This is a genomic window from Micromonospora sp. LZ37 (genome assembly GCF_059359015.1).
In genome coordinates this window covers 11,151-34,176 of the sequence record NZ_JCADBL010000019.1, presented here as the reverse complement: position 1 = coordinate 34,176, position 23,026 = coordinate 11,151, and the positions used below count along the sequence as shown (strand labels likewise).

The window sequence follows — 23,026 nt, the reverse complement described above, 5'->3', positions numbered from 1 at the left end:
GGTGGTGGGCGGGTCAGTCGTTGCGGTGGTCGGACCACCACTGCTGGCCGGCCGCAGGCAGGGTGTCGATCGGGTCGTAGTAGGCGTAGCGCTTGTTCAGCGCCTCCAGGTCGGCCGACTCGATCGAGGTGCGGTAGTTCTTGGTCCAGTACGAGATGCCGCGCTCGCGGTCGTACTCGGTGAGCATGTGCACCCAGCGCTTGCCGACGAAGGGGACGTCGCAGACGATCCGCGGGGTGGCGTAGCCGGGCAGGTAGCCCATGATGTCGTGCTGGAGCTGCTGGGCGTGCCAGACCGGGACCCGCCAGTGCTCGGCGTTGGGGATCATGTCGCACATGTAGAAGTAGTACGGCAGGATGCCCGCCTCGCCCTGGAGGGCGAAGCAGAGGTCGAGCAGGTCGGGGGCGGTGGCGTTGACGCCGCGCATCAGCACGCCCTGGTTGCGGACGTCGCGGACGCCGACGTCGAGGGCGGTCTGGGCGGCCTTGGCGACCAGCGGGGTGATCGACTGGGCGTGGTTGACGTGGGTGTGGATGGCCAGGTTGACGCCGCGGCGGGCGGCGGTGCGGGCGACCCGTTCCAGGCCCTCGACGACGTCGGGCTGGAGCCAGTGCTGGGGCAGGCCCATGAGCGCCTTGGTGGCGAGCCGGATGTCGCGGACGGTCTCCAGTTCCAGCAGCCGCATCAGGTACGACTCGAGGTTGCGCCACGGCACGTTGGCCACGTCGCCGCCGGAGACGACGACGTCGCGGACGCCGGGGTGGCCCTTGAGGTAGGCGATGTGGGCGTCGTACCGGTCGACGGGCTTGAGGGTGAGCTTGAGCTTGTCGACGGCGGGGGTGGAGTTGCCGACGAGGTCCATCCGGGTGCAGTGGCCGCAGTACTGCGGGCAGGTGGAGAGCAGCTCGGCGAGGACCTTGGTGGGGTAGCGGTGGGTGAGGCCCTCGGCGACCCACATGTCGTGCTCGTGCAGGGAGTCGCGGCTGGCGTACGGGTGGGAGGGCCAGTCGGTGCGCCGGTCGGAGGCGACGGGGATCATGTAGCGCCGGATCGGGTCGGCGAGGAACGCCTCGGTGGTCATCGGCGCGAACGGCACCATCGTGTTGATCATTTGTGGTGGCACCAGCATGGACATGGTGGCCAGGGCCTTCTGGTCGGCCTCGAGGTCGGCGTAGAAGGTCTCGTCGACGAGGTCACCGAGCACGGTGCGCAGCTGCTTGATGTTCTTGACGCAGTTGACGCGCTGCCACTGGGCGTTCTCCCACTGGTCGCGGGTGATGTGGCGCCAGCCGGGGAAGCGGGTCCAGTCGGGTTCGACCAGGGGGCTGCGGCGGTATTCGTACGGCTGCCCGGCGGTCGGTACGGCGACCGGGGCGTGACGGGGCTGAGGGATGGTCTCAACCGGTTGGGTCTGGGTCACGGCCCCTCCTCGTGGTGTGTGCGGATGATCAGCGACCCCGAAGGCTACTGGAAATTATCCGGTGAAGAAATTAGTCTGCCGTAAGTTTTCCCGCGACGCGAGCCCTGACCGGGGGTTCGGGCGGCTGGACAGGGGAGGTCGGCGTGACGTCACCGGTGGGTCTGCACCGCGTCGTGGAACCGGCGGGGGTGCTGCCGCAGGCGGCCTGGCGGCTGGACGCCGACCCGTCGATCGCGCCGAACGAGGTGCGCATCCGGGTGGAGCGGTTGAACCTGGACGCGGCGAGCTTCCGGCAGTTGTCGGAGAAGCACGGCGGGGACGGGGAGAAGGTCCGCGCCGAGGTGCTGGAGATCATCTCCACCCGGGGCAAGATGCAGAACCCGGTGACCGGCTCGGGTGGCATGTTGATCGGCACCGTGGAGGAGGCCGGGCGCCGCTCGCCGCTGGGGCTGCGGGTCGGTGACCGGGTCGCGACGCTGGTGTCGCTGACGCTGACCCCGCTGACCGTCCTGGACGGGCTGGCCCGCTGGGACGGGCGCAGTGAGCAGGTGCCGTGTGACGGGTACGCGATCCTGTTCGCCCGGTCGATCGCGGCGGTGCTGCCGGAGGATCTGCACCCGGAGCTGTCCCTGGCGGTGCTGGACGTGTGCGGGGCGCCGGCGTTGACCGCGCGGGTCGTCGCCGAGCACGTGGCGCGCCGGCAGCGCGAGGGTGACCCGACGCCGGTGCGGGTCGCGGTGATCGGCGGGGCGGGCAAGAGCGGGTCGCTGTCGCTGGCGGCGGCGCGGCGGGCGGGCGCGGCTCGTACCGTCGGGGTGGTGCCGGTGGCGGCGGAGCGGGACGCGCTGAGCGCCGCCGGGCTGGCGTCGGTGGTGGCGTTGGCCGACGCCCGGGATCCGGTGGCGTTGTCGACGGCGGTGACCACGGCGTTGGGCGCGCCGGCGGACGTGACGGTGGTCTGCGTGGACGTGCCGGGCTGTGAGCACGGGGCGGTGCTGGCCACCGCCGACGGCGGCACGGTGATCTTCTTCTCGATGGCGACGAGTTTCGCGGCGGCGGCGCTGGGGGCTGAGGGCCTGGCGGCGGACGTGACGATGCTGGTGGGCAACGGGTACGTGCCGGGGCACGCGGAGCTGGCGTTGGGTCTGCTGCGCTCGGAGCCGGGGGTCCGTGCGCTGTTCGAGTCGCGGCTGGCGGCAGACTGAGTGTCATGACGAACCCCTCGACGTTGTACCGCGGCGGGACGCTGCACTGTCCGGCGGAGCCGAGCGCGACGGCGCTGCTGGTGTCCGGCGGCCGGATCGCCTGGTTGGGTGCGGACGCCGACGCGCCGGCCGCCGACCGGGTGGTGGAGCTGGACGGCGCGCTGGTGACGCCGGCGTTCGTGGACGCGCACGTGCACGCCACGGACACGGGTCTGGCGTTGTCGGGGCTGGACCTGTCGGGGGTGCGGTCGGCCGGGGAGCTGTTGGACGCGGTGTCGGCGTTCGCGGCGGGTGTGCCCGGTGACGGTGTGGTGCTGGGGCACGGGTGGGACGAGTCGAACTGGTCGGATCCGGCGCTGCCGGACGCGGCGGCGCTGGATCGGGCGGCGGGTGGCCGGCGGGTGTACCTGTCGCAGGCGTCGATCCATTCGGCGTTGGTGTCGGCGGCGTTGCTGGCGGCTCGTCCGGAGGCGGCGGACGCGGCGGGCTACGACGCGTCGGGGTGGCTGCGGCGCGACGCGCACCACGTGGTGCGGGAGGCGGCGCTGGGCTCGGTGTCGGCGGCGCAGCGGGCGGCGGCGCAGCGGGCGGCGTTGCGGCACGCGGCGTCGCTGGGCATCGCCGCGGTGCACGAGTGCGGCGGGCCGGGTACGTCGGACGAGGCGGACTTCACCGGCCTGTTGGCGATCTCCGGTGCCGGGGTGCCGGAGGTGTACGGGTACTGGGGTGAGTTGCTGGGCGCGGCGAAGGCGCGGGAGCTGGGTGCGGTCGGCGCGGGCGGGGATCTGTACGCCGACGGGGCGTTGGGCTCGCGTACGGCGCACGTGTCGGCGGCGTACCTCGACGGTGAGCCGGACGCGTGCGGGCACGGGTACGTGACCGCGGAGCAGGTACGCGACCATCTGGTGGACTGCGCGGCGCACGGCATGCAGGGCGGGTTCCACGCGATCGGTGACGCGGCGATCGGCACGGTGCTCGAGGGGTTCGCCGGGGCGGCGCAGACGTTGGGCGTGGACCGGTTGCGGGCGGCGCGGCACCGCATCGAGCACGCCGAGATCATGAACAAGCGGTTGATCGCCGGGTTCGTGGAGTACGGGATCGTGGCGTCGATGCAGCCGGCGTTCGACCGGTTGTGGGGTGGCGCGGGCCGGATGTACGAGGCCCGGTTGGGTCTGTCCCGGTCGTTGGCGTCGAATCCGATGGGCGCGATGCATTCGGTCGGGGTGGCGTTGGCGTTCGGGTCGGATTCGCCGGTGACGCCGCTGGACCCGTGGGGTGCGGTGCGGGCGGCGGCGGCGCATCACAATCCGGCGCAGCGGATGAGTGTGCGGGCGGCGTTCGCCGCGCACACCCGGGGTGGCTGGCGGGCGGTGCACCTGGACGCCGAGGGTGTGCTGGCGTTGGGCGCGGCGGCGACGTTCGCGGTGTGGTCGACGCCGGCGGGGGTGGACCGTGGTCTGCCGGTGTTGCAGGCCGAGGACCCGGAGTTGCGGGGTCCGTCGGACCCGACGCCGTTGCCGGTGTGCCGGCGCACGGTGCTGCGCGGTGAGGTCATCTACGAGGAAGGCAATTCGTGACGGGCAAGCTTGACCTGGATCCGGTGCTGGTGGCCCGGGCGCGGGAGTTGGCGCGCCGCGCCGGGCGGCCGGTGGTGGAGCTGGCGCGCAGCCACACCACGGTGTCGGTGGAGCGGGCGGTGCTGCGGTTGGCGGGGGTCAGCGGCGCGGACCCGGACGGTATTCCGTGGGTGAACCGCCTCGTGGATGCGGTGGTGGCCGATGTGGGGCTGGGGCACGGGGTGGCGGCGCCGGTGTTCGACGCCCTGGCCCGGGAGCAGATCGGCGATGTGACGCTGCTGGCGCAGAAGGCGGCGGCGGGGTCGGTGCGGTTCACGCAGCCCACCGGGAAGGCCGCCACGGCGGCCCGCCGGGCGGCGCGGAAGGCGGTCGCGGCCGGGGTGCGGCAGATCGACCGGCGCCGGGCCGAGCGGGACCGCCTCGTCAAGCGGTACGGGGATCCGAAGCAGCGGCCGTGGATCTACCTGATCGTGGCGACCGGGGACATCTACGAGGACATTCCGCAGGCGCAGGCGGCGGCCCGGGCGGGCGCGGACGTGATCGCGGTGATCCGCTCGACGGGGCAGTCGCTGTTGGACTACGTGCCGGAGGGGGCGACCCGGGAGGGTTTCGCGGGCACGTACGCCACGCAGGAGAACTTCCGGCTGATGCGGGCCGCTCTCGATGAGTCGTCGCGGGAGTTGGGCCGGTACGTGCGGTTGACCAACTACGCCTCGGGGCTGTGCATGCCGGAGATGGCGACGCTGGCCGGCCTGGAGCGGTTGGACATGATGCTCAACGACTCGATGTACGGGATCCTGTTCCGCGACATCAACCCGGTGCGCACCTTCGTGGACCAGCGGTTCTCCCGGCAGGTGCACGCCCGGGCGGGGATCATCATCAACACCGGTGAGGACAACTACCTGACCACCGCGGACGCGGTGGACGAGGCGCACACGGTGACGGTGTCGCAGCTGCTCAACGAGTACTTCGCGCACGAGGCGGGGTTGGCGGACTGGCAGTTGGGGCTGGGCCACGCGTTCGAGATCAACCCGGATGTGCCGGAGTCGTTGCGCCTGGAGTTGGCGCACGCGCTGCTGGCGCGGGAGTTGTTCCCGGACGCGCCGTTGAAGTGGATGCCGCCGACGAAGCACATGACCGGGGATGTGTTCCGGGGCAATCTGCTCGACGGGTTCTTCAACCTGGTGGGGACGATGACGGGGCAGGGCATCCTGCTGGTGGGGATGATGACCGAGGCGGTGGTGACGCCGTGGTTGTCCGACCGGGACATCGCCCTGCAGAACGTGCGGTACGTGCTGGGCGCGGCGGGTGGGCTGCACGAGGACTTCGTGCCGGCGCCGGGCGGGTTCATCCAGCAGCGCGCGAACCGGGTGCTGGGGGAGGCGTTGGATCTGCTGGAGCGCATCGGGGACCAGTCGTTGTTGACGGCGATCGCCGAGGGCACGTTCGGGATCATGAAGCGGCCCGCAGATCGGGGCAAGGGCCTGGCCGGGGTGGCCGCGCACGAGGCCGACTACTACAACCCGGCCACCGACATCCTGGAGGGCCCGGCGGCATGAGCGACAAGACGATCGTCCGGCCGTACGGGGACACCACCGGTGACGGCATGGTGCAGGTGTCGTTCACGTTGCCGGTGCCGCACGACAAGCGGGCCGAGGGCGCGGCGGTGCAGCTGGCCAACAAGATGGGCATCGACCCGGCGATGCTGGTGCACGCCAAGCCGATGAGTGACGGGTTCACCTTCTTCGTGGTGTACGGGCGGGTGAACCATCTGGTGGACCTTTCGGCGGTGCAGGTGGTGGAGCGGGACTTCCCGTTGCTGAGCGCCAAGGAGGTCAACGCGGTGGTGAAGCAGCGGTTGCGGCGCAAGCTGTCGGTGGTGGGGGCGTGCATCGGCACGGACGCGCACACCGTGGGCATCGACGCGATCCTCAACGTCAAGGGCATCGCGGGGGAGAAGGGCCTGGAGTACTACCGGGAGTTGAAGGTCACCAACCTGGGCGCGCAGGTCAGCGTGCCGGAGCTGGTGGAGGCGGCCCGGCAGGAGAAGGCCGACGCGGTGCTGGTGTCGCAGGTGGTGACGCAGCGCGACGCGCACCTGCACAACACCCGGGAGATGTCGGCGGCGTTCCGGGAGGCGATGCCGGCGGGGCGCCGGCCGTTGCTGATCGTGGGCGGGCCGCGGTTCGACGAGTCGATGACCGGCGAGTTGGGTGTGGACCGGATCTTCGGCCGGGGCACCACCCCGGGTGAGGTGGCCAGTTACCTGGTGCACGCGTTGATCACGAGCAAGAAGGCGAAGGCATGAGTGATTCCCGGGTCGGTCTGACCGTCACCCACCGGCGGTACGTGCCGTACTCGCACGCCCACTACGCGGGGAACCTGGTCGACGGGGCGTACGCGCTGGGGTTGTTCGGGGACGTGGCCACGGAGGTGTGCATCCGCACCGACGGCGACGAGGGGTTGTTCGCCTCGTACTCGGATGTGCAGTTCCGCAGCGCGATGCGGGCCGGGGACGTACTGGAGGTGGTCGCGACGGTGACCCGGGTGGGTACCCGCAGCCGCACCATCGACTTCGAGGCGCGGGTGGTGTGCCGGGGCCGGCCGGAGCGGTCGGAGTCGGCGGCGGAGGTGCTCGAGACGCCGATCGTGGCGGTCACCGCGACCGGCACCGTGGTCGTCCCGCCACCGGCGTGAGGTTCGCCGTCTGCGCCGACGTCGGGTCCACGTACACGAAGGTGACAGTGGTGGACCTCGACGCGGGCGCGCTGGTCGCGGGGGCGTCGGCGCCGACCACGGTCGGCACGGACGTGCTGCACGGCCTGGACGCCGCGGTGGCGGCGGCCACCGCCGGCCTCGGCCGGGGTGAGCTGCCCTGGTACGTGTGCTCGTCGGCCGGTGGGGGGCTGCGGCTGGCCGTGGTCGGCTACGAGCCGCTGGTGACCGCGCAGGCCGGTCGGCGGGTCGGCTTGTCGGCGGGGGCGAACGTGGTGCACGTGGCCGCCGGCCGGCTCGGCGCGCCCGAGCTGGCCGCGTTGCGGGCCGCGCGCCCCGACGTGGTGCTGCTGGTCGGCGGCACCGACGGCGGTGACGCCGAGACGTTGACGCACAACGCGACCCGGTTGGCCAAGGCCCGCTGGCGGGTGCCGACGGTGCTGGCCGGCAACACCGACGTCCGCGACGACCTGCACGCCCTGCTGGCCGCGGCGGGGGTGCCGGTGACGGTGGCCGACAACGTGCTGCCCCGCATCGGGGTGCTCGCCGCGGCGTCGGCGCGGTCGGCGATCCGGGAGGTGTTCCTGCGGCACGTCATCGGCGGTAAGCGGCTGTCGCGGGGCGGCCGGTTCGCCCGCCTGGTGCGGGCGGCCACCCCGGACGCGGTGCTGACCGGGGTGGAGGTCCTCGCCGACGCCCTCGGCGGGGACCTGGCGGTGGTGGACGTGGGTGGGGCCACCACCGACGTGTACTCGGTGCTCACCCCCGACGAGCGGGCCACCGGCCCCGGCCGGGAGGTCGCCGGGACGCTGTGGCGGGCCCGCACGGTCGAGGGGGACCTGGGGATGCGGTGGAGCGCCCCCGGGGTGGTCCGCGCCGCCGTGGAGGAGCGCCTGCTGGCCCCGGGGGAGCAGGACGGGTTGGCGGCCGCGGCGGCGGTGCGCGCCGCCGATCCGGGGTTCCTCGCCGACGCCGCGCCCGAGCGGGCCGCCGACCGGCGGATCGCGGCGCTGGCGGCGACGGTGGCGTTGCGCCGGCACGCCCGGGGCGCGGCGACCGGGGAACGGGCCGGCCGGGACCTGCGCGACGTGCGGCTGATGGTCGGCTCGGGTGGTGTGCTGCGTCACGCTGCCGCCGCCGACGCCGCCGGGGTCCTCGCCGCCGTGCTGGACGACCACGCCGGCGGGTGGCCGTTGCCGCGCGCGGCGCGGGCCGTGGTGGACGTCGACTACGTGCTGGCCGCCGGTGGTCTGCTCGCCGGAGATCATCCACGGGCGGCGGAGGCGTTGCTGCGCCGCCACCTGGGCACGGATTGAGACGCGCCGACGCGACACGCCGTGGTGCAACACACGACTGGCCGGGGGTGGGTTGACAGCGGACGGGGTGTAAGCCGTACCGTCTTTGAGTCCTACTACGGGAAGCGGCTGTTGTTCGCTTCGTCCCTTCGTCCGCTGGCCGAGCGACACGGTGCACTTCGTCGCGGCGGCCAGGTCCAGCGGGCGGGGGTCGGCGGGGCGGCGCGAACCGGCCGCGGTTACCGGTGTACGGGCAGGGTGAAAGGCACGGCCAGTAGACAACGGCCAGGCGGGGACAGCCAGTCCGCGTCAGGTCGGTCCGAAGGTCGGCGCCGCTCATTCTCGCCCCACCGGCCGGGAAGGGCCTGGGAGCATCGGGGCGCGGCGCATGCCGCGCCCCGATTTCTGTTCACCCACCGCGCGCGTAGCGCTCCAGCAGGTCGGCCAGGTGGCGCGGCTGGCTCAACGCCAGCAGGTGGCCGCCGGGCAGCTCGTCGGGCCGCACGCCGAGCCGCTGCGCGGCCAGGCGACGCTGGAAGTCCGCCGGGAAGAACCGGTCGTCGCGGCCGGTGACCACCCGGGTCGGCACGTCCGGCCAGCGGCGCAGCGGGTTCGGTCGCACGAACACCGCCTCGGACTCGTCGCCGCTCCCGCCGGCGAGCATCCGGGTGGTCACCTCGGCCGGCACGTCGTGGAAGAAGTCCACCGCCAGGTCGACGCCGGCGTCGGGGTCGCGGCCCTGCGCGGCGGCGTACGCGGCGCGGGCCCGCCCGTGGCCGGTCGCCGCCCACCAGTGGCCCGCCGTCTCACCCGGGGCGGGGATCATCGGGTTGACCAGGACCAGCAGCCGCACCGCCGGATGCTCGGCGACCAGCGGCGCGGTGAACGCGCCGAGGGACTGCGCCACCAGCACCACCTGCGGGTGCCCGTCGACGGCGGCGCGGACCGTGGCGGCGTACTCGGGCAGCGCGGCGTGCGGGTCGGCGGCGGGCAGCTGCACGGCCACGGCCTGCCGGCCTCGCCGGTGCAGCTCGTCGACCAGCGGCTGCCAGTAGGCGGCGGCGCCACCGGCGCCGGGGATCAGCACGTACGTCACCGTCGCGGGCCCTGTCATGCGGCTCACGGTGCCAGCCGGGTACGACAGCACAACCGCCCCCGGCCGGCGGCGTCTTCCGGCGCAGGCCGGGTAGCCTTCGGCGCGTGATCGTGGTGAGGTGCCGGTGACGACGCTCGACCGGGATGAGAGGCGTACCCCCGAGGTGGTACGCGCGACGGACGCCGGGCGTGCCCTGCCGCTGCGCGCGGCGGCGCCGATGGCCGTGGCCGCCGGGGTGGCGCTGCTGCTGGCGTTCCCCCCGTACGGGCTGTGGCCGCTGGCCGCGGTCGGGGTGGCGCTGCTGGCCGCCGCGGCGCACCGGCGGCGGCTGCGCGCCGGCGCGGGCCTGGGCTTCCTGACCGGGGTGGCGTTGTTCGCGCCGCTGCTGGAGTGGACCAACCTGCACACCGGCTACCTGCCGTGGACGCTGCTGTCGCTGCTGCAAGCCGGCTACCTGGCGCTGCTCGGCGCGGCGACGGCCTGGGTGTCCCCGCTGGTGGACCGACACCGGTGGAGCTGGCCGGCGATCACCGGGCTGCTCTGGGTCGGCCAGGAGGCGCTGCGCGACCGCACCCCGTTCGGCGGGTTCCCGTGGGGGCGGCTGGCGTTCAGCCAGGACAGCTCCCCGCTGCTGCCGCTGGCCCGGCTCGGTGGCGCCCCCCTGGTGAGCTTCGCGGTGGCGCTGGCCGGTGGGCTGCTGCTCGCCGCGGCCTGGCGGCGCTGGCCCGGCCGCGACGTGCGGCGCTGGGCGCCGGTGGCCGCACTCGGCGCCGTGCTGCTCGCCGTCACCGGCGGTGCGCTGCTGGTGCCCACCGGCGTGGCCGGGGGCGGCCGCACGGTCACCGTCGCCATCGTGCAGGGCAACGTGCCGCGCCTCGGGCTGGACTTCAACGCCCAGCGCCAGGCGGTGCTCAACAACCACGTCGAGGCCACCATCGACCTGGCCGCGCAGGTCAGCGCCGGCACCGCCGCCCGACCCGACCTGGTGGTGTGGCCGGAGAACTCCTCCGACATCGACCCGCTGCGCAACGCCGCCGCCGGGCAGCGCATCTCCGCCGCCGCCGACGCGATCGGCGCGCCGATCCTCGTCGGCGCGGTGCTGCTCGGCCCCGGCCAGGGCGAGGTCCGCAACGCCGGCATCCTCTGGCAGCCCGGCACCGGCGCCGACCTGGACCAGCTGTACGTCAAGCGGCACCCGGTGCCCTTCGCCGAGTACGTGCCGCTGCGCGAGGTCGCCCGCATGGTCAGCTCCCAGGTCGACCGGATCCGCAACGACTTCGTCGCCGGCACCACACCCGGCGTGGTGCGCGCCGGCCCGGCCGTGCTGGGCGACGTGATCTGCTTCGAGGTCGCCTACGACGGCCTCGTCCGCGACACCGTCGACGGGGGCGCGCAGCTGCTAGTGGTGCAGACCAACAACGCGACCTTCGACGTCGCCGAGGCCCGCCAGCAGTTGGCCATGGTGCGGCTGCGCGCCGTCGAGCACGGCCGCGGCGCGCTGATGGCCTCCACGGTCGGGGTGTCCGGGTTCGTGACCCCCGACGGGCGGGTAAGCGGCGCGACCGGGTTCAACACCCGGGCGGTGGTCCTCCGGGAGATGGTGCTCGCCGACGGGCGTACCCCGGCCAGCCGGGCGGGAGTGTGGCCGGAGGTGGCCCTGGTCGGCCTGGCCGTCGCCGCGCTGGTCGGCGCGGCCGTGCCGCGTCGCGCCCGCCGCCGCGAGGTCGACCCGGACGGTTAGGCCGCCACCCGGGCACGCCGGGGCAGATGCGGAGGATGCGGTGACCGAGGCAGCCGACGGCGGCCACCCCGGGGTGGGGCGGGTGCTGGTGGTGATCCCGACCTACAACGAGGCCGACAACGTCACCGACGTCGTCGCCCGCCTCCGCCGGGTCGCCCCGGCCGTGGACGTCCTCGTCGCCGACGACAACAGCCCCGACGGCACCGGAGTGCTCGTCGAGGCCCTGGCCGGCACGGACCCGCGCGTGCACGTGCTGCACCGCCCCCGCAAGGAGGGCCTCGGCGCGGCGTACCTGGCCGGGTTCGCGTGGGCGCGTCAGCGCGGCTACGACGCGGTGGTGGAGATGGACGCCGACGGCTCGCACGCCCCGGAGGACCTGCCGGCGCTGCTGCGCGCCGCCCGGGACGCCGACGTGGTCATCGGGTCGCGGTGGACGCGGGGGGCGCGGGTGACGAACTGGCCGCTGCGCCGGTTGCTGCTCTCACGCGGCGGCAACCTGTACGCGCGGCTCGCGCTCGGTGTGCCGGTCTCGGATGCCACCGGCGGCTACCGGGTGTACCGGGCGGCGGCGTTGCAGGCCATGGAGCTGCGTTCGGTCCGCTCGCAGGGGTACTCGTTCCAGGTGGAGCTGTCCCGGCTGGCGCACCGGGCCGGGGTGCGGATTGTGGAGGTGCCGATCACTTTCGCCGAGCGGCAACGCGGGGCGAGCAAGATGAGCCCGCTGATCGTGGCGGAGGCGTTGTGGCGGATCACCACCTGGGGGCTGCGGGACCGGCGGGTACGGCGGACCCGGCGTGGTCACCGACGGTGGCCCTGAGCGCCGGCGTGTCATGCTGGAGAGGCGGGATGTCCCTTCACCCCGTGTCCGGTTCTCACCGGCGGGGCGCCCGCGCGACGCGATGAGGTGAGATGCGCCGATACCTGAGGTTCGTGCCGTTGGCCCTGCTGCTGGCGGTGCTGGTGGAGTTGGTGGCGTTCGTCGGCGTGGGCCGCACGATCGGGTACGGCTCGGCGGTCCTGCTGGGCTTCGCGGCCTCGCTGCTGGGGCTGGTGCTGCTGCGCCGGGAGGGCACGCGCGCCTGGCGGGGGTTCCGAGCGTCGGTGGAGTCCCGGCAGCCGCCCGGGCCGCAGGTGACCGACGGTCTGGTCGGTCTGGGCGGTGCGCTGCTGCTGGCAGTGCCGGGGCTGGTCAGCGCCGTGGTGGGGCTGGTGCTGCTGGTGCCGCCGGTGCGCCGGCTGGCGCGCGCCGGGGTGCAACGGGCCGCCGAGCGCCGGGTGTCGTCGATGGTCGCCGGTGACCTGTTCGGGCCCCGGCGGGTCAAGGTGCGCCGCGCCGACGCGCCGCCCGCGCCGGAGCCGACCGTCGCCGGGCCGGTGGTCGAGGCCGAGGTGGTCGACGCCGGGCGGGCCATTGAGGGTGAGATCGTGCCGCCGCGTCGCCCCTGACATGCCGACGCGACGGCGCCCCCGGGAGGATCTCCCGGGGGCGCCGTCGTGGTTGGTGCGGCTCAGGCGCGGCCGCGGCGGGTGCGGACCTCCTGGAGCCGCTCGGCCAGGATGTCCTCCAGCTCGGCGATGGAACGCCGCTCCAGCAGCATGTCCCAGTGGGTACGCGGCGGCTTGGCCTTCTTCTGCTCCGGCTCGGTGCCGTCGACGAGACGGGCGACGCTGCCGTCGAACTTGCACTCCCAGGTCGTGGGGACCTCGGCGTCGACAGCGAACGGGACCTCGAACTGGTGGCCCTTGGCGCACAGGTACTCGCGGGTCTGTCGCGGCGCGAGCTCCGTGTTGCGGTCGGACTCGTAGCTGACCGCGCCCAACCGGCTTCCGCGCAGCATACGCTCGCCCATGATCGACTTCCCCTCGTTCGTGGTGCTGGTCTTCTCGGTGTAACGAACCGTCTCCACCGGGGCATTCCCGCCCGGATCGGCTGACCCGGCGCGCGGGTGACCCGTGCAAGGGTAACCGGCCATGCCCACGACCCGGCGGGGTCGTCCCCGGCCGGGTCGAATCGGTGGAGTGTTTCGGCGCTCACCGGGGATGTTAGCCGCCCAGGTGAGCGGGAGGTGACGATGACCAGTGACGCGCCGGTCGACGCCCGGCCGCCCGGCGGGAAGACCTTCTTCGGTCACCCGCGGGCGCTGTCGACCCTGTTCCTCACCGAGATGTGGGAGCGGTTCAGCTTCTACGGCATGCGCGCGATCCTGGTGCTGTACCTGACCGCGGAGGTCGCCGACGACGGCCTCGGCCTGGGCGCCTCCACCGCCAACGCCGTGTACGGCACCTACAACGCCATGGTGTACCTGATGGCGCTGCCCGGCGGCTGGGTCGCCGACCGGCTCATCGGGGCCCGGCGCAGCGTCCTGTGGGGCGGTGTCGTCATCGCCGCCGGGCACTACGTGATGGCGGTCCCTGTCGACGGGAGCGTCTTCGCCGGCATGGGCCTCATCGTGCTCGGCACCGGGCTGCTCAAACCCAACATCTCCACCATGGTGGGCGACCTGTACGACCGGGACTCCCCACGCCGCGACGCCGGCTTCTCGATCTTCTACATGGGCATCAACCTGGGCGCGTTCATCGCCCCGCTGATCACCGGCTTCCTCGGCGAGAAGATCAACTGGCATCTGGGCTTCGGTGCGGCCGCCGTCGGGATGACCTTCGGGGTGCTGCAGTACGTGCTGGGCCGGCGCAACCTCGGCGAGGCCGGCGCGCGCCCCGCCGACCCGCTGCTCGGCGCCGACCGCCGCCGCGCGCTGACCCGCGTCGGTCTGGCCGTGCTGGCGATCCTGCTGGTCCTGGCCGTGCTCGCGCTGGCCGGCCTGTTCACCGTCAACAGCGTGGTCAACCTGCTCACCATCGTCACGGTGCTGGTCACCATCGGGTACTTCACCCGCATCCTCACCGACCGGGAGATCAGCGGGACCGAACGCAGCCGGATGAAGGCCTACCTGTGGCTGTTCGTCTTCGCCGCCGCGTTCTGGCTGATCTACGACCAGGCCGGGTCGGTGCTGAACATCTTCGCCGCCGACCGGACCGACCGGGACGTGCTCGGCTTCACCTTCCCCGCCTCCTGGCTCCAGTCGGTCAACCCGATCCTGATCATCATCGGGGCGCCGCTGGCCGCCCTGCTCTGGGTGCGGGTGGGCCACCGGGTCTCCACGCCGGCGAAGTTCGCCGTCGGCCTGGTCCTCAACGGCCTGTCGTTCGTGCTGATGGCCGCCGCCGCGCAGGCCGCCGTCGGCGGCGATCGGGTCTCCCCGTGGTGGCTGGTCGCCGTGTACGCCATCCAGGTCGCCGGTGAGCTGTCGCTGAGCCCGGTGGGCCTGTCCGCCACCACCCGGCTCGCCCCGCTCAAGTACGCCAGCCAGATGATGGGCCTGTGGTTCCTGGCCACCGCCGTCGGCGACGCGATCGGCGGGCAGGTCGCCCGGCTCGCCGAGACCTGGCCGGAACCCACCTACTTCCTCACCTTCGGGCTGGCGTCGGTGGCCCTCGGCGTGGGCGCGGTGATGTTCAGCCGGCACATCTCCCGGCTGATGGCCGGCATCCACTGACCGGCGGGGCCCCGGTCCCGGCCCGCCCACGGGGTCCCCACCGCACGGACACGGCGATGGCATGCGCCATGGCCCCCACCAACACCGTCAACGCGGTCACCGGCGTGCGGGACACCGACCTGGGTGGCGGGCCGACCTTCCACGACACCCGGGTGCAGGTCCAGGCGGCGCCGGCCGGTCAGCTGCCCTGAGCGGGGGCGCCGAGCCGGGCCAGCGCGGCGGCGAGGTCGCTGACCTGGTCGGCGAGCTGCGCGGCGCGGCGCTGCGCGGCGTCCCGGTCGGCTTCGACGGCGCTCAGGCGTACCTCCAGCTCGCTCAGGCGGGCCTGGGCGGCGGCGCCGGCCTGCCGCGCGGCGGCCAGCTCACCGGCCAGGGCGTCGCGCTGCCCGGCCGCCGCGGCCAGCTCCTCGCGGTCCCGGGCCGACACCGCGGCGCTCTCCTGCCGGGCCTGCTCGGCGGCGGCCCGCGCCGCGTCCCGGTCGCGGGCCGCCGCCTCGGCCGCCGCCCAGGCCTGACCGGCCTCCTCGCGGGCCCGGCCGGCCTCGTCGCGGTGCCGGTCGGCGTCGGTACGCGCCCGCGCGGCCTCGGCGCTCGCCTGCTCGGCCCGGCGCAGCGCCTCGGCCGCGGCGGCGGTGGCCCGCTGCGCGTCGGCGCGGGCGGCGTCGCGTTCCACGGTCAGGTCGGCGGCCCGTTGCCGTTCGGTGTCCCGCTCGGCGCGCAGGGTGCGCAGCTCGTGCCGGGCGGCGTCGCGGTCCCGCTCGGCCTGCACCCGCAGCGCCTCGGCGGCGCTGGCGTCCCGGCGGGCCGTGTCCCGGTCGGCCTCGGCGGCCTCGGCGTGCTCCCGCGCCGCGGCGGCCCGCTCGTCGGCCTGCTCGGCGCGGCCTCGCGCGGCGTCGCGCTCGACGATGGCGGCGCGGGCCTCCTGCCGGGCGCGGGTGGCCTCGGCCTCGGCCGTCTCGGCGTCGCGGCGGGCGTCGTCGCGTTCGGTGTGTGCCCGCGCCACCTCGGTGGCGGTCTCGGCGCGCAGCTGCGCGAGCTGCCGCTCCACCCCGACCGGGGACAGTTCGGCGTGCAGCGCCTCGGTCAACGACTCCACGATCTGGTCGAGCCGGTCCACCGCCTCCCAGGTGCGGGCCACCTGGCCGGGCAGGCCGGGGGCGTTGCGGTGCCGCATCCGGGAGTTACGGGAGGCCCGCTGGCAGGCCCCGTCGTTGTCCCGGCAGTAGCGGAACGGCCGGCCCGCGCCGGCGCGCTGCGGCACCTCCCGTCCACAGTGGGCGCAGGGACGGGTGTCGGCGGTGGTGGGCTGGACGTCCATCGGCTCGGAAGTCTAGTGCCGGGTGATCGTCACCGGCGCCGGGACGGCCCCGCCGGCGTCGCAGCGCCACCGGCTAACGTGGGCCGCGTGGCCGTCCCCGCGTACGTCGCGAAGCTGCGCGCCCACGTCGGACACGACCTGCTCCTGCTGCCCGGGGTCAGCGCCGTGGTCCGCGACGACGCCGGCCGGGTGCTGCTCGCCCGGCGCAGCGACAACGGCCGCTGGTCAGTGCCCGCCGGGAACATCGACCCGGGCGAGCAGCCCGCCGACGCGGTGCTGCGGGAGGTGTACGAGGAGACCGGCGTGCGCGTGCGCGTCGAGGGGGTCGGCGGTGTGGCCACCCACCCGGTGGTCTATCCCAACGGCGACGTCTGCGAGTACCTCAACATCTGGTTCCGCTGCCGGCCGGTGGGCGGCACCGCCCGGCCCGATGGCGACGAGTCGACGGAGGTGGGCTGGTTCGCCCCGGACGACCTGCCGGAGCTGGACGACTGGGCGCGCCTGCGGATCGACACCACCCTCCGGGCGGACGCGCCGACCTGGCATGCCCAGCCCGGCCAGCGGCACCCGGCGCTCGGCCAACCCGACGCGCTCTGACCGCGGTGCCACGCCGCAGCCGACCGGGCGGCGCTGCGGTCGGTTCAGCAGACCTCGATGACGACCCTGCCGGCATTGCCGCCGGCCGCGAGGGCGCGCTGCGCCTCGGCCGCCCGCTCCAGCCGATAGCGGGCACCGACCCGGACGGCGAGGTCGCCGGCCTCGGCCAACCGCACCAACGCGGTGAGGTCGGCGTGGTCCAGCCGGCAGAAGACCGCGACGACGCCCGGCAGGCCGAGCTCGGCAACCGAAGCCACCCGCGCGTCGGGGCGGGCGGCCCCCGCGGCCGCGGCGAGCGTGCCGCCGCCGGCGGTGTCGAGGACCGTCTGCACCCCCTGGGGGGCCAGTGCCCGGACGCGGTCGGCGACCCCCGCGCCGTAACCGACCGGTTCGGCCCCCAGTGAGCGCAGGTGGTCGCGGTCGCGCGGCGCGGCGGTGCCGATCACCCGAGCGCCGCGCGACCTGGCGATCTGCACCGCCAGGGGCGCGTTGCTGCCCACGTGGGGCGAGGACTGGTTGGAGCTGTCGTACTGGCTGGGCGTCACCAGTCGGGTCGACCTGGCTACGACGGTGCTGGCGTCGCTGGAGCACGGGGCGCAGATTCTGACCGGGGAGGGCCACCGCTACGGCGAGGGCCTGCCGATCAACTACATGCCGAATCAGTGACCGGGGCGCCGGCCCGGAGGTCAACGTCCCGCAGGCTCCTTGCCTGCGTCCGGCTTGTGGCGCTTAGCGTGTGACATCGCCCTACGCGGCGGCGGGACGCTCCCGGCGGGCAACCTGGGCCAGCGCGCGGACGACGTCGGCGGGCAACACGGTAATCGGCTCGTCGCCAGCGGCGTCGAGCGTGGCGTAGTGCGCCTCCACGATCTCCTGCAGGATCGCTCCCGGTTTCACGCCGCGGGCGCTGATGTGTACCTGGCTGACCCCGCACGCGGACGGCATGGCGGCGCACCCGCTGAGCCAGCTCATCGACGGGCCGGCCACCCGCGCCGCGCTCGGCTCGACGCTGGAGGTGGTGCCGGAGCGGCTGCTGCACGTCGCCCGGGTCGGGCAGCCGGTCGGCCCGGCGGCCCGCTCGGCGCGCCGGATCGGTGGCACCCGGTACGCCGGCCCCGGCCCGCACGGTGCCGGCCGGAAGAGCGTGACCGGTTTCGATCTAGAGATGGACACCGCGGCTCCGGAGAAGAGAATATGGGCGTTCTCCGTGATCGAACGGATCCGTTCAGTGAGAAGGAGTTGCGCCGTGCGTTTTTCCCTGAAGACCCTCGGTATCGGGGCGGCTGCCGCCGCGCTGCTGGTTGCCAGCCCGACACCGGCCATGGCCGACGACGGCCACGTCTCCGTCCATGTCCAGACGTACCCGTCCGGCGGTGACTCGGGCGGAACGACGTACGCGGACCTCAACTTCACCTCGGCACGTTCGGTGACCTACAACAACTGGGTCATCAACGACACCTGCCCGGGTGACGGCTACCGGGTCATCGCCCGGGCGCGCGCCCTCCTCCGGGACGGCACGTGGGCCAACGGCGTTTGGCACGAGGACGACGGCACCTGCGAAAGCGCCCCGTGGGGTCCGTACGACGGCAAGGAGCTGAACACCACCCGTGACATCATGAAGGCCGGCCTGCAGGTCTGCGTCGATCTCGGATCCTCGCTCAAGTGCGACGCGGACTTCCGGGACAACCCCCACACCTCGTAGCCGGCGAGCCGGATCTCGCAGGCTCTCGCTTGAGGAACACGAGCGGCTCAGAAGCCGTCCGGAGGCAACCTCCGGACGGCTTCGCCGATTCTCCGGGAAACCGTCAGCCACCGCCGTGGACGTTCCTGGTCACGGCCCTAGCCATGCTCCTCATCCGTGTCCTGACGACCGCGCCTTCTCGGCCGTACCAGCCCGTCGACTCCCGCTCCGGGGCCCTTGGCGGTGCCGAAGACGCCCTTCGCGGCGGTTCAATACCTGCGGTTCGTCCGGGATCCAGTCGCCGTCGCGGTCCAGCCCTCGCCCGTACGCTGACCAGTACCCAGATCGCCGTGTTTCTCGCCATCTCAGCCCGACGGGCAGCCTTCCCGCTCGCTCACGCCGCCTCCGGTGTGTTCGCGGTGCAGGAACACCGCAGCCAGTTCGGGTTGAAGGACAACACCTGGCGCAGCCAACGTGTGCTGCACGCCTACGGCCTGGTGAACCTGTCCATGACCCGGAGCGCAACGCTCAGAGCGGCAGGATCACCGACTACGGCACCCGCTGGAAAAGCACGAGGTAATGGCCTCCCGGTAGTTTCCGGACCAAGAACAACGCGCCGAACTGCAGCAGGAGCCGACCTACCAGCAGCAGTGCCCGCCGGTGGGCCTGGACGAGATCCTCGACCTGGTGGCACTCGGTCGGCTCGTCACCGTCGTCGGCTCGTCCGTCGCCGACCGCCTCGTACCCGACGTGGTCGCTGTTGCGGTGTCGGACCTGCCGGCCACGACGCTGGCCCTCGGCTGGCCCCGGCAGACGTCGCGGCCGGAGGTCACCTCCTTCGCCCGGACCGCGCAGCGCCTGGCGGACGGCCGGAGCCGGCGGACCCGGCCGCCTGATCCGGTAGCCGCTCAGGCCTCGGCGTCCAGGAACTCGTCGACCATCGGGGCCAGCCACTCGGCCCGCTGCGGCAGCGAGGTGTGGGTGGTGCCCGGCAGGACCGCCAGCCGGCACCGCGGCAGACCGGTCAGGTCACCCGGGACCCCGCCGCCGAGCAGCGTGAACATCTCCACCGCGTGCGCCGGCCGGATGATGTCCGAGTCGCCCAGCACCAGCAGCACGGGCGCGGCGACCGCCCGGATCTGGTCGGCCGACCACTGCGGCAGGTCGCTGTCGAGCCGCTTGACCTTGGCCACCAGGTTGGCGAAGCCGGCCGGGTCCGGGGCGGTGCGCAGGTACTCCTCGTGGAACTCCGAGCCGTGCAGGTGTTCCGGCCGCAGGTCCTGGATGCCGTCGAGCAGGCCCGGATACATGCCGTCGAGGGTGAAGCACACCGAGGCCAGGACGAGCCGGCCGACCCGCCCGGCGTGGTCGGTGCCCAGCCGCAGCGCCGTCGCCGCGCCCATGCTCCAGCCGAACACGTCGGCCCGGGCGATGCCGAGGTGGTCGAGCAGGGCCACCACGTCGGCGGCGAAGTCCTCCACGGTCAGGTCGCGGTCGATGTCGGCGGTGCGCCCGTGGGCCTGTAACTCCACCGCGATCACCCGGCGGCTCTTGGCCAGGATCGGCAGGATCGCGCCGAAGGACGTGCCGATCCCGGAGAGCGCCCCGTGGATCAGGACGACCGGCCGGCCGGCGTCGGTGCCGTGCTCCTCGTAGTACATGTCCAGGCCATTGACCGGTGCGTAGCTCATGAGCGTGGTCCTCTCTGCGATCGGCTGACACCCACACCGTGCGCGCTGCCGCTTACGGTCCACTTCCGGCCGGCTTACGGCTTGTAGGGTGGCCGCCATGCGGTTCGGTGTCCTGGGCCCGCTCGCCGTCACCACCGACGCCGGCGAGCCGGTGACCGTGCCCGGTGTGAAGGTCCGCGCGCTCCTGGCCGACCTGCTGGCCAACCGCAACCAGGTCGTCTCCGCCGACCGGCTCATCGACGACCTCTGGGGCGACGACCCGCCGGCCAACCCGGCCGGCGCGCTGCAGGTCCGGGTCTCCCAGCTGCGCAAGGCCCTCGGCGAGGCCGAACCCGGCGCCCGTGACCTGGTCGAGTCCCGCCCGCCCGGCTACCTGCTGCGCGCCGTCACCGACGCCGACCGCTTCGCCGACCTGGCCACCGCCGGGGACGCCGACCGGCTGACCGAGGCGCTCGGGCTGTGGCGCGGCGAGCCCTACGCGGACTTCGCCGACGCCGGGTACGTCCGCGCCGAGTCGATCCGCCTGACCGAGCAGCGGCTCGCCGTGCACGAACGCCTCGCCGAGGCCCGCCTGGCCCGCGGCGAACACGACCTGGTCGTCGCGGACCTGGCCGACCTGGTCGCCCGGCATCCGCTGCGGGAGGGCCTGCGCGCCCTGCACCTGCGCGCCCTGTACGCCGCCGGCCGGCAGAGCGAGGCCCTGGACAGCTACGCCGACCTGCGTGACCGGCTCGCCGAGGAGCTCGGCCTCGACCCCGGTCCGGAGCTGGTCGCCCTGCACCGGCGGATCCTGGCCCAGGACGCCGGCCTGACCGGGCCGCCGCGCGCGGCCCGCATCCGCAACAGCCTCCCCGCCCGCCTCGACGAGCTGGTCGGCCGGGCCGAGGCCCTGACCGAGCTGCGGGCGCTGATCCCGCGGCGGCGACTGGTCACGCTCACCGGCCCGGGCGGGGTCGGCAAGACCCGGCTGGCCACCGAGGCCGCCCGCGAGCAGTCCCACCCCGACGGCGTCCACCTGGTCGAACTGGCCGCGCTGCCGCCCGGCGACGACGGCGTCGCCGACCGGGTGCTGGCCACCCTGGACGTCCACGAGGCGGCCGGCAGCAGCGTCGCGGCCATCGACCGGCTGCTCGCCGCGCTGCGGCACCGGCGGCTGCTGCTCGTGCTGGACAACTGCGAGCACGTCATCGCGCCCGCCGCCGACCTGGTGGCCCGGCTGCTGCGGGACACCACCGGCGTCACCGTGCTGGCGACCAGCCGGGAGGCGCTCGGGCTCACCGGCGAGCTGGTGTGGGAGGTGCCGCCGCTGGCCGTACCGGAGCACGACCGTGACCCGGACGCGGTCCGCCGCTGCGCCGCGGCCCGGCTCTTCGCCGCCCGCGCCGCCGCCCAGCAGCGCGGCTTCCGCCTGGACGACCGGACCGCGCCGGCCGTCGCGCAGCTCTGCCGCCGTCTGGACGGCCTGCCGCTGGCCCTGGAGCTGGCCGCGACCCGGGTCCGCGCGCTGGGCGTCACCGGCGTGGTGCAGCGCCTCGACGACCGGTTCGCCCTGCTCGCCACCGAACAGCGGGACATGCCGGCCCGGCAGCGCACCCTCGCCGCGGTGATCGGCTGGAGCTGGGACCTGCTCGACGACGCCGACCGCCAGGTGCTGGCCCGGCTCGCGGTGTTCAGCGACGGCGCCACCCTCGACGCCGCCGAGGCGGTCTGCGCCGCCGACCTGGACGTGCTGGCCCGCCTGGTCGACCGGTCCCTGCTGGTCATGGACGACACCGCAGCCGGCCCGCGGTACCGGCTGCTCGAGTCGGTCGCCGCGTTCTGCCTCGACCGCCTCGCCGACCCGGCCACGGTCCGGGCCCGGCACGCCGCGTACTTCACCGGCCTGGCCGAACGCGCCGACCCCGAGCTGCGCGGCCCCCGCCAGGGCGAGTGGCTGGCCCGGCTGGACGCCGAGGACGCCAACCTGCGCTCGGCGCTCGCCCACGGCGGCGGGCTGCGGCTGGCCACCGCGCTGAGCTGGTACTGGTTCCTGCGCGGCCGGTTCACCGAGGCCCACCGGGCGCTGGCGCTCGACGGTGAGGCCACCGCGCGGTCCCGGGCCGCCGCCTGGCGGGTGGGCTTCGCGCTGCTGCGGGGCGAACCGGTCGACACCGCCGACCTGCACGGCTACGACGACAGCCGCGGCACCTGGTTCGTGGCCGCCGCGCTGATCGAGCGCAGCGAGGTGGCCCTGGCCACCGAGCTGCTCGCCGAAGCGGCCGGGTCCGCCGACCGGTGGACCGAGGCGGCGGTGCTGGGCAGCCGGGCCAAGCTCGCCCACGCCGCCGAGGACGTGGCCGCCCTGGAACGGCACGGCGCCCGCTGCGCGGAGCTCTTCGCCGAGCTGGGTGACCGCTGGGGTCGGCTGCAGGCCACCGACTGGGTGGGGGGCCTGGCCGAGCTGACCGGGGAGTACGACCGCGCCGCCGCCCTGCACCGGGCGGGCCTGAGCTGGGCGCAGGAGCTGTCGCTCTGGCCCGAGGTGGGCAGCAAGCTGTCCTGGCTGGCCTGGCTCGCGGTGCAGACCCGCGACTATGCGCAGGCCCGGGAGCTGGGGGAGCGGGCGTACCGGCTGGCCGTCGAGCAGGACTCGCCGGGCGCCCTGGTCTTCGCCGAGCTGGGCCTGGGCTTCGCCGCCCGCCGCGACGGCAAGCTGGACGTGGCCGTCAGCCACCTCGAGCACCTGGTGGAGCTGGCCCACCGCGACGCCCGGCCGGCGCTGTACCTGCCGATGGTGCTGGTCGAACTGGGATACGCGGCCGAGCAGGGCGGCGATCCGGCGACCGGGCTGGCTCGGCACGTCGAGGCGTTCGACGCGGCGCAGGCGATGGGTGCCCCCCGCGACGCGATCGGCGCCCTCGAAGGCATCGCCTCGGCCGCCGCCTGGTCGGTGCCGCAGGTCGCCGCGCGGCTGCTCGGCGCGGCGGCGGCCGCTCGGCTCGCCGCGGGGTTCGCCACCGCGCCCGTCGAGCGCGACGACCTGGAGCGGACCGCCGAACGGCTGCTCGCCGCGCTCGGCCGGGAGCGGTTCGAGGCGCTGGTGGCCGCCGGGAACGACCTGAGCCCGGACGAGGCCCGCGCTCTGGTCTGATCCGCC

At 74.3% G+C, this 23,026-nt stretch carries 22 protein-coding genes; 15 read left to right on the top strand and 7 right to left on the bottom strand.

Annotated features, from left to right (window positions below):
* Positions 1–13 precede the first annotated feature (13 nt).
* Entirely contained in the window at positions 14–1,420 is a 1,407-nt protein-coding gene (locus tag AC5L3Z_RS28575; protein WP_334616535.1) for a KamA family radical SAM protein, read from the bottom strand.
* Between the two features lie 143 nt (positions 1,421–1,563).
* Between AC5L3Z_RS28575 and kdd the strand changes: the two genes are divergently transcribed.
* From kdd to AC5L3Z_RS28545, 6 genes are read left to right on the top strand one after another with little or no spacing between them, the layout of a single operon-like run.
* The gene (gene kdd, locus AC5L3Z_RS28570) at positions 1,564–2,625 is read left to right on the top strand and encodes an L-erythro-3,5-diaminohexanoate dehydrogenase (RefSeq protein WP_494846362.1); all 1,062 of its coding nucleotides are present in this window, start codon (positions 1,564–1,566) and stop codon (positions 2,623–2,625) included.
* A 5-nt stretch (positions 2,626–2,630) separates the two neighbouring features.
* Positions 2,631–4,202: an amidohydrolase gene (locus tag AC5L3Z_RS28565; protein WP_494846360.1), complete on the top strand. Its 1,572-nt coding sequence runs from the start codon at positions 2,631–2,633 to the stop codon at positions 4,200–4,202.
* On the top strand, positions 4,199–5,761 hold the full coding sequence (kamD, locus tag AC5L3Z_RS28560) for a lysine 5,6-aminomutase subunit alpha (RefSeq protein WP_494846358.1): 1,563 nt from the start codon (positions 4,199–4,201) through the stop codon (positions 5,759–5,761). The genes AC5L3Z_RS28565 and kamD overlap by 4 nt, the downstream gene beginning before the upstream one ends.
* Positions 5,758–6,510: a lysine 5,6-aminomutase subunit beta gene (kamE, locus tag AC5L3Z_RS28555; RefSeq protein ID WP_494846357.1), complete on the top strand. Its 753-nt coding sequence runs from the start codon at positions 5,758–5,760 to the stop codon at positions 6,508–6,510. Before kamD ends, kamE begins: the two co-directional genes overlap by 4 nt.
* Positions 6,507–6,899, top strand: coding sequence for a 3-aminobutyryl-CoA ammonia lyase (kal, locus tag AC5L3Z_RS28550; RefSeq protein ID WP_494846356.1), 393 nt, complete (start codon positions 6,507–6,509; stop codon positions 6,897–6,899). The genes kamE and kal overlap by 4 nt, the downstream gene beginning before the upstream one ends.
* Complete coding sequence (locus AC5L3Z_RS28545; protein ID WP_494846354.1) at positions 6,896–8,233, top strand: glutamate mutase L; 1,338 nt, start codon at positions 6,896–6,898, stop codon at positions 8,231–8,233. Before kal ends, AC5L3Z_RS28545 begins: the two co-directional genes overlap by 4 nt.
* Before the next feature lie 388 nt (positions 8,234–8,621).
* On the opposite strand, the gene AC5L3Z_RS28540 is transcribed toward AC5L3Z_RS28545, so the two are convergent.
* A complete protein-coding gene (locus tag AC5L3Z_RS28540) occupies positions 8,622–9,326 on the bottom strand; it encodes an alpha/beta fold hydrolase (RefSeq protein ID WP_494846353.1) in 705 nt (234 codons plus the stop codon).
* A 106-nt stretch (positions 9,327–9,432) separates the two neighbouring features.
* Here AC5L3Z_RS28540 and lnt point away from each other — a divergent pair, with 106 nt between their 5' ends.
* The 3 genes from lnt to AC5L3Z_RS28525 all read left to right on the top strand — a co-directional run bounded on the left by lnt (position 9,433) and on the right by AC5L3Z_RS28525 (position 12,495).
* Positions 9,433–11,049 (top strand): apolipoprotein N-acyltransferase, encoded by a 1,617-nt coding sequence (gene lnt / locus AC5L3Z_RS28535; protein WP_494846352.1) that lies wholly within the window; start codon positions 9,433–9,435, stop codon positions 11,047–11,049.
* 40 nt (positions 11,050–11,089) lie between these two features.
* Positions 11,090–11,866 carry a polyprenol monophosphomannose synthase gene (locus AC5L3Z_RS28530; protein ID WP_494846351.1) on the top strand — a complete coding sequence of 259 codons (777 nt, stop codon included), beginning with the start codon at positions 11,090–11,092 and terminating at the stop codon, positions 11,864–11,866.
* Between the two features lie 92 nt (positions 11,867–11,958).
* Positions 11,959–12,495, top strand: coding sequence for an FxsA family protein (locus AC5L3Z_RS28525; protein ID WP_494846350.1), 537 nt, complete (start codon positions 11,959–11,961; stop codon positions 12,493–12,495).
* 62 nt (positions 12,496–12,557) lie between these two features.
* Here AC5L3Z_RS28525 and AC5L3Z_RS28520 read toward each other — a convergent pair whose 3' ends face one another.
* Positions 12,558–12,899, bottom strand: coding sequence for an RNA polymerase-binding protein RbpA (locus AC5L3Z_RS28520; protein ID WP_007070998.1), 342 nt, complete (start codon positions 12,897–12,899; stop codon positions 12,558–12,560).
* Between the two features lie 222 nt (positions 12,900–13,121).
* On the opposite strand from AC5L3Z_RS28520, the gene AC5L3Z_RS28515 reads away from it, so the two are divergent.
* Both AC5L3Z_RS28515 and AC5L3Z_RS28510 read left to right on the top strand, forming a co-directional pair.
* Positions 13,122–14,603 carry a peptide MFS transporter gene (locus AC5L3Z_RS28515; protein WP_494846348.1) on the top strand — a complete coding sequence of 494 codons (1,482 nt, stop codon included), beginning with the start codon at positions 13,122–13,124 and terminating at the stop codon, positions 14,601–14,603.
* A 56-nt stretch (positions 14,604–14,659) separates the two neighbouring features.
* Complete coding sequence (locus AC5L3Z_RS28510) at positions 14,660–14,794, top strand: hypothetical protein (RefSeq protein WP_494846347.1); 135 nt, start codon at positions 14,660–14,662, stop codon at positions 14,792–14,794.
* On the opposite strand, the gene AC5L3Z_RS28505 is transcribed toward AC5L3Z_RS28510, so the two are convergent.
* Positions 14,782–15,921, bottom strand: a complete 1,140-nt coding sequence (locus tag AC5L3Z_RS28505) for a hypothetical protein (RefSeq protein ID WP_494846346.1) — start codon at positions 15,919–15,921, stop codon at positions 14,782–14,784. The two genes, AC5L3Z_RS28510 and AC5L3Z_RS28505, sit on opposite strands and share 13 nt — an antisense overlap.
* A gap of 87 nt (positions 15,922–16,008) precedes the next feature.
* Here AC5L3Z_RS28505 and AC5L3Z_RS28500 point away from each other — a divergent pair, with 87 nt between their 5' ends.
* The gene (locus AC5L3Z_RS28500; protein ID WP_494846345.1) at positions 16,009–16,518 is read left to right on the top strand and encodes an NUDIX hydrolase; all 510 of its coding nucleotides are present in this window, start codon (positions 16,009–16,011) and stop codon (positions 16,516–16,518) included.
* 44 nt (positions 16,519–16,562) lie between these two features.
* Here AC5L3Z_RS28500 and AC5L3Z_RS28495 read toward each other — a convergent pair whose 3' ends face one another.
* Positions 16,563–16,964, bottom strand: coding sequence for a zinc-binding dehydrogenase (locus AC5L3Z_RS28495; RefSeq protein WP_494846344.1), 402 nt, complete (start codon positions 16,962–16,964; stop codon positions 16,563–16,565).
* Between AC5L3Z_RS28495 and AC5L3Z_RS28490 the strand changes: the two genes are divergently transcribed.
* Positions 16,954–17,184, top strand: coding sequence for a hypothetical protein (locus AC5L3Z_RS28490; RefSeq protein ID WP_494846418.1), 231 nt, complete (start codon positions 16,954–16,956; stop codon positions 17,182–17,184). The genes AC5L3Z_RS28495 and AC5L3Z_RS28490 overlap by 11 nt on opposite strands.
* A gap of 81 nt (positions 17,185–17,265) precedes the next feature.
* Here AC5L3Z_RS28490 and AC5L3Z_RS28485 read toward each other — a convergent pair whose 3' ends face one another.
* Entirely contained in the window at positions 17,266–17,415 is a 150-nt protein-coding gene (locus AC5L3Z_RS28485) for a hypothetical protein (protein WP_494846343.1), read from the bottom strand.
* A gap of 13 nt (positions 17,416–17,428) precedes the next feature.
* On the opposite strand from AC5L3Z_RS28485, the gene AC5L3Z_RS28480 reads away from it, so the two are divergent.
* Positions 17,429–18,220 (top strand): hypothetical protein, encoded by a 792-nt coding sequence (locus AC5L3Z_RS28480; protein ID WP_494846341.1) that lies wholly within the window; start codon positions 17,429–17,431, stop codon positions 18,218–18,220.
* Positions 18,221–19,107: 887 nt separating this feature from the next.
* On the opposite strand, the gene AC5L3Z_RS28475 is transcribed toward AC5L3Z_RS28480, so the two are convergent.
* Complete coding sequence (locus AC5L3Z_RS28475) at positions 19,108–19,890, bottom strand: alpha/beta fold hydrolase (RefSeq protein WP_494846340.1); 783 nt, start codon at positions 19,888–19,890, stop codon at positions 19,108–19,110.
* A gap of 97 nt (positions 19,891–19,987) precedes the next feature.
* Between AC5L3Z_RS28475 and AC5L3Z_RS28470 the strand changes: the two genes are divergently transcribed.
* Positions 19,988–23,020, top strand: coding sequence for an AfsR/SARP family transcriptional regulator (locus AC5L3Z_RS28470; RefSeq protein WP_494846339.1), 3,033 nt, complete (start codon positions 19,988–19,990; stop codon positions 23,018–23,020).
* The last annotated feature ends 6 nt before the right edge of the window (positions 23,021–23,026 follow it).

Bases quoted from the DNA above. Each gene is read 5' to 3' on its own strand.
- AC5L3Z_RS28565 (WP_494846360.1), top strand. From the start codon at position 2,631: ATGACGAACCCCTCGACGTTGTACCGCGGCGGGACGCTGCACTGTCCG.
- AC5L3Z_RS28505 (WP_494846346.1), bottom strand. From the start codon at position 15,921: ATGGACGTCCAGCCCACCACCGCCGACACCCGTCCCTGCGCCCACTGT.
- kal (WP_494846356.1), top strand. From the start codon at position 6,507: ATGAGTGATTCCCGGGTCGGTCTGACCGTCACCCACCGGCGGTACGTG.
- kamE (WP_494846357.1), top strand. From the start codon at position 5,758: ATGAGCGACAAGACGATCGTCCGGCCGTACGGGGACACCACCGGTGAC.
- AC5L3Z_RS28540 (WP_494846353.1), bottom strand. From the start codon at position 9,326: ATGACAGGGCCCGCGACGGTGACGTACGTGCTGATCCCCGGCGCCGGT.
- AC5L3Z_RS28510 (WP_494846347.1), top strand. From the start codon at position 14,660: ATGGCATGCGCCATGGCCCCCACCAACACCGTCAACGCGGTCACCGGC.
- AC5L3Z_RS28515 (WP_494846348.1), top strand. From the start codon at position 13,122: ATGACCAGTGACGCGCCGGTCGACGCCCGGCCGCCCGGCGGGAAGACC.
- AC5L3Z_RS28475 (WP_494846340.1), bottom strand. From the start codon at position 19,890: ATGAGCTACGCACCGGTCAATGGCCTGGACATGTACTACGAGGAGCAC.
- AC5L3Z_RS28480 (WP_494846341.1), top strand. From the start codon at position 17,429: ATGTGTACCTGGCTGACCCCGCACGCGGACGGCATGGCGGCGCACCCG.
- AC5L3Z_RS28470 (WP_494846339.1), top strand. From the start codon at position 19,988: ATGCGGTTCGGTGTCCTGGGCCCGCTCGCCGTCACCACCGACGCCGGC.
- AC5L3Z_RS28520 (WP_007070998.1), bottom strand. From the start codon at position 12,899: ATGGGCGAGCGTATGCTGCGCGGAAGCCGGTTGGGCGCGGTCAGCTAC.
- AC5L3Z_RS28525 (WP_494846350.1), top strand. From the start codon at position 11,959: ATGCGCCGATACCTGAGGTTCGTGCCGTTGGCCCTGCTGCTGGCGGTG.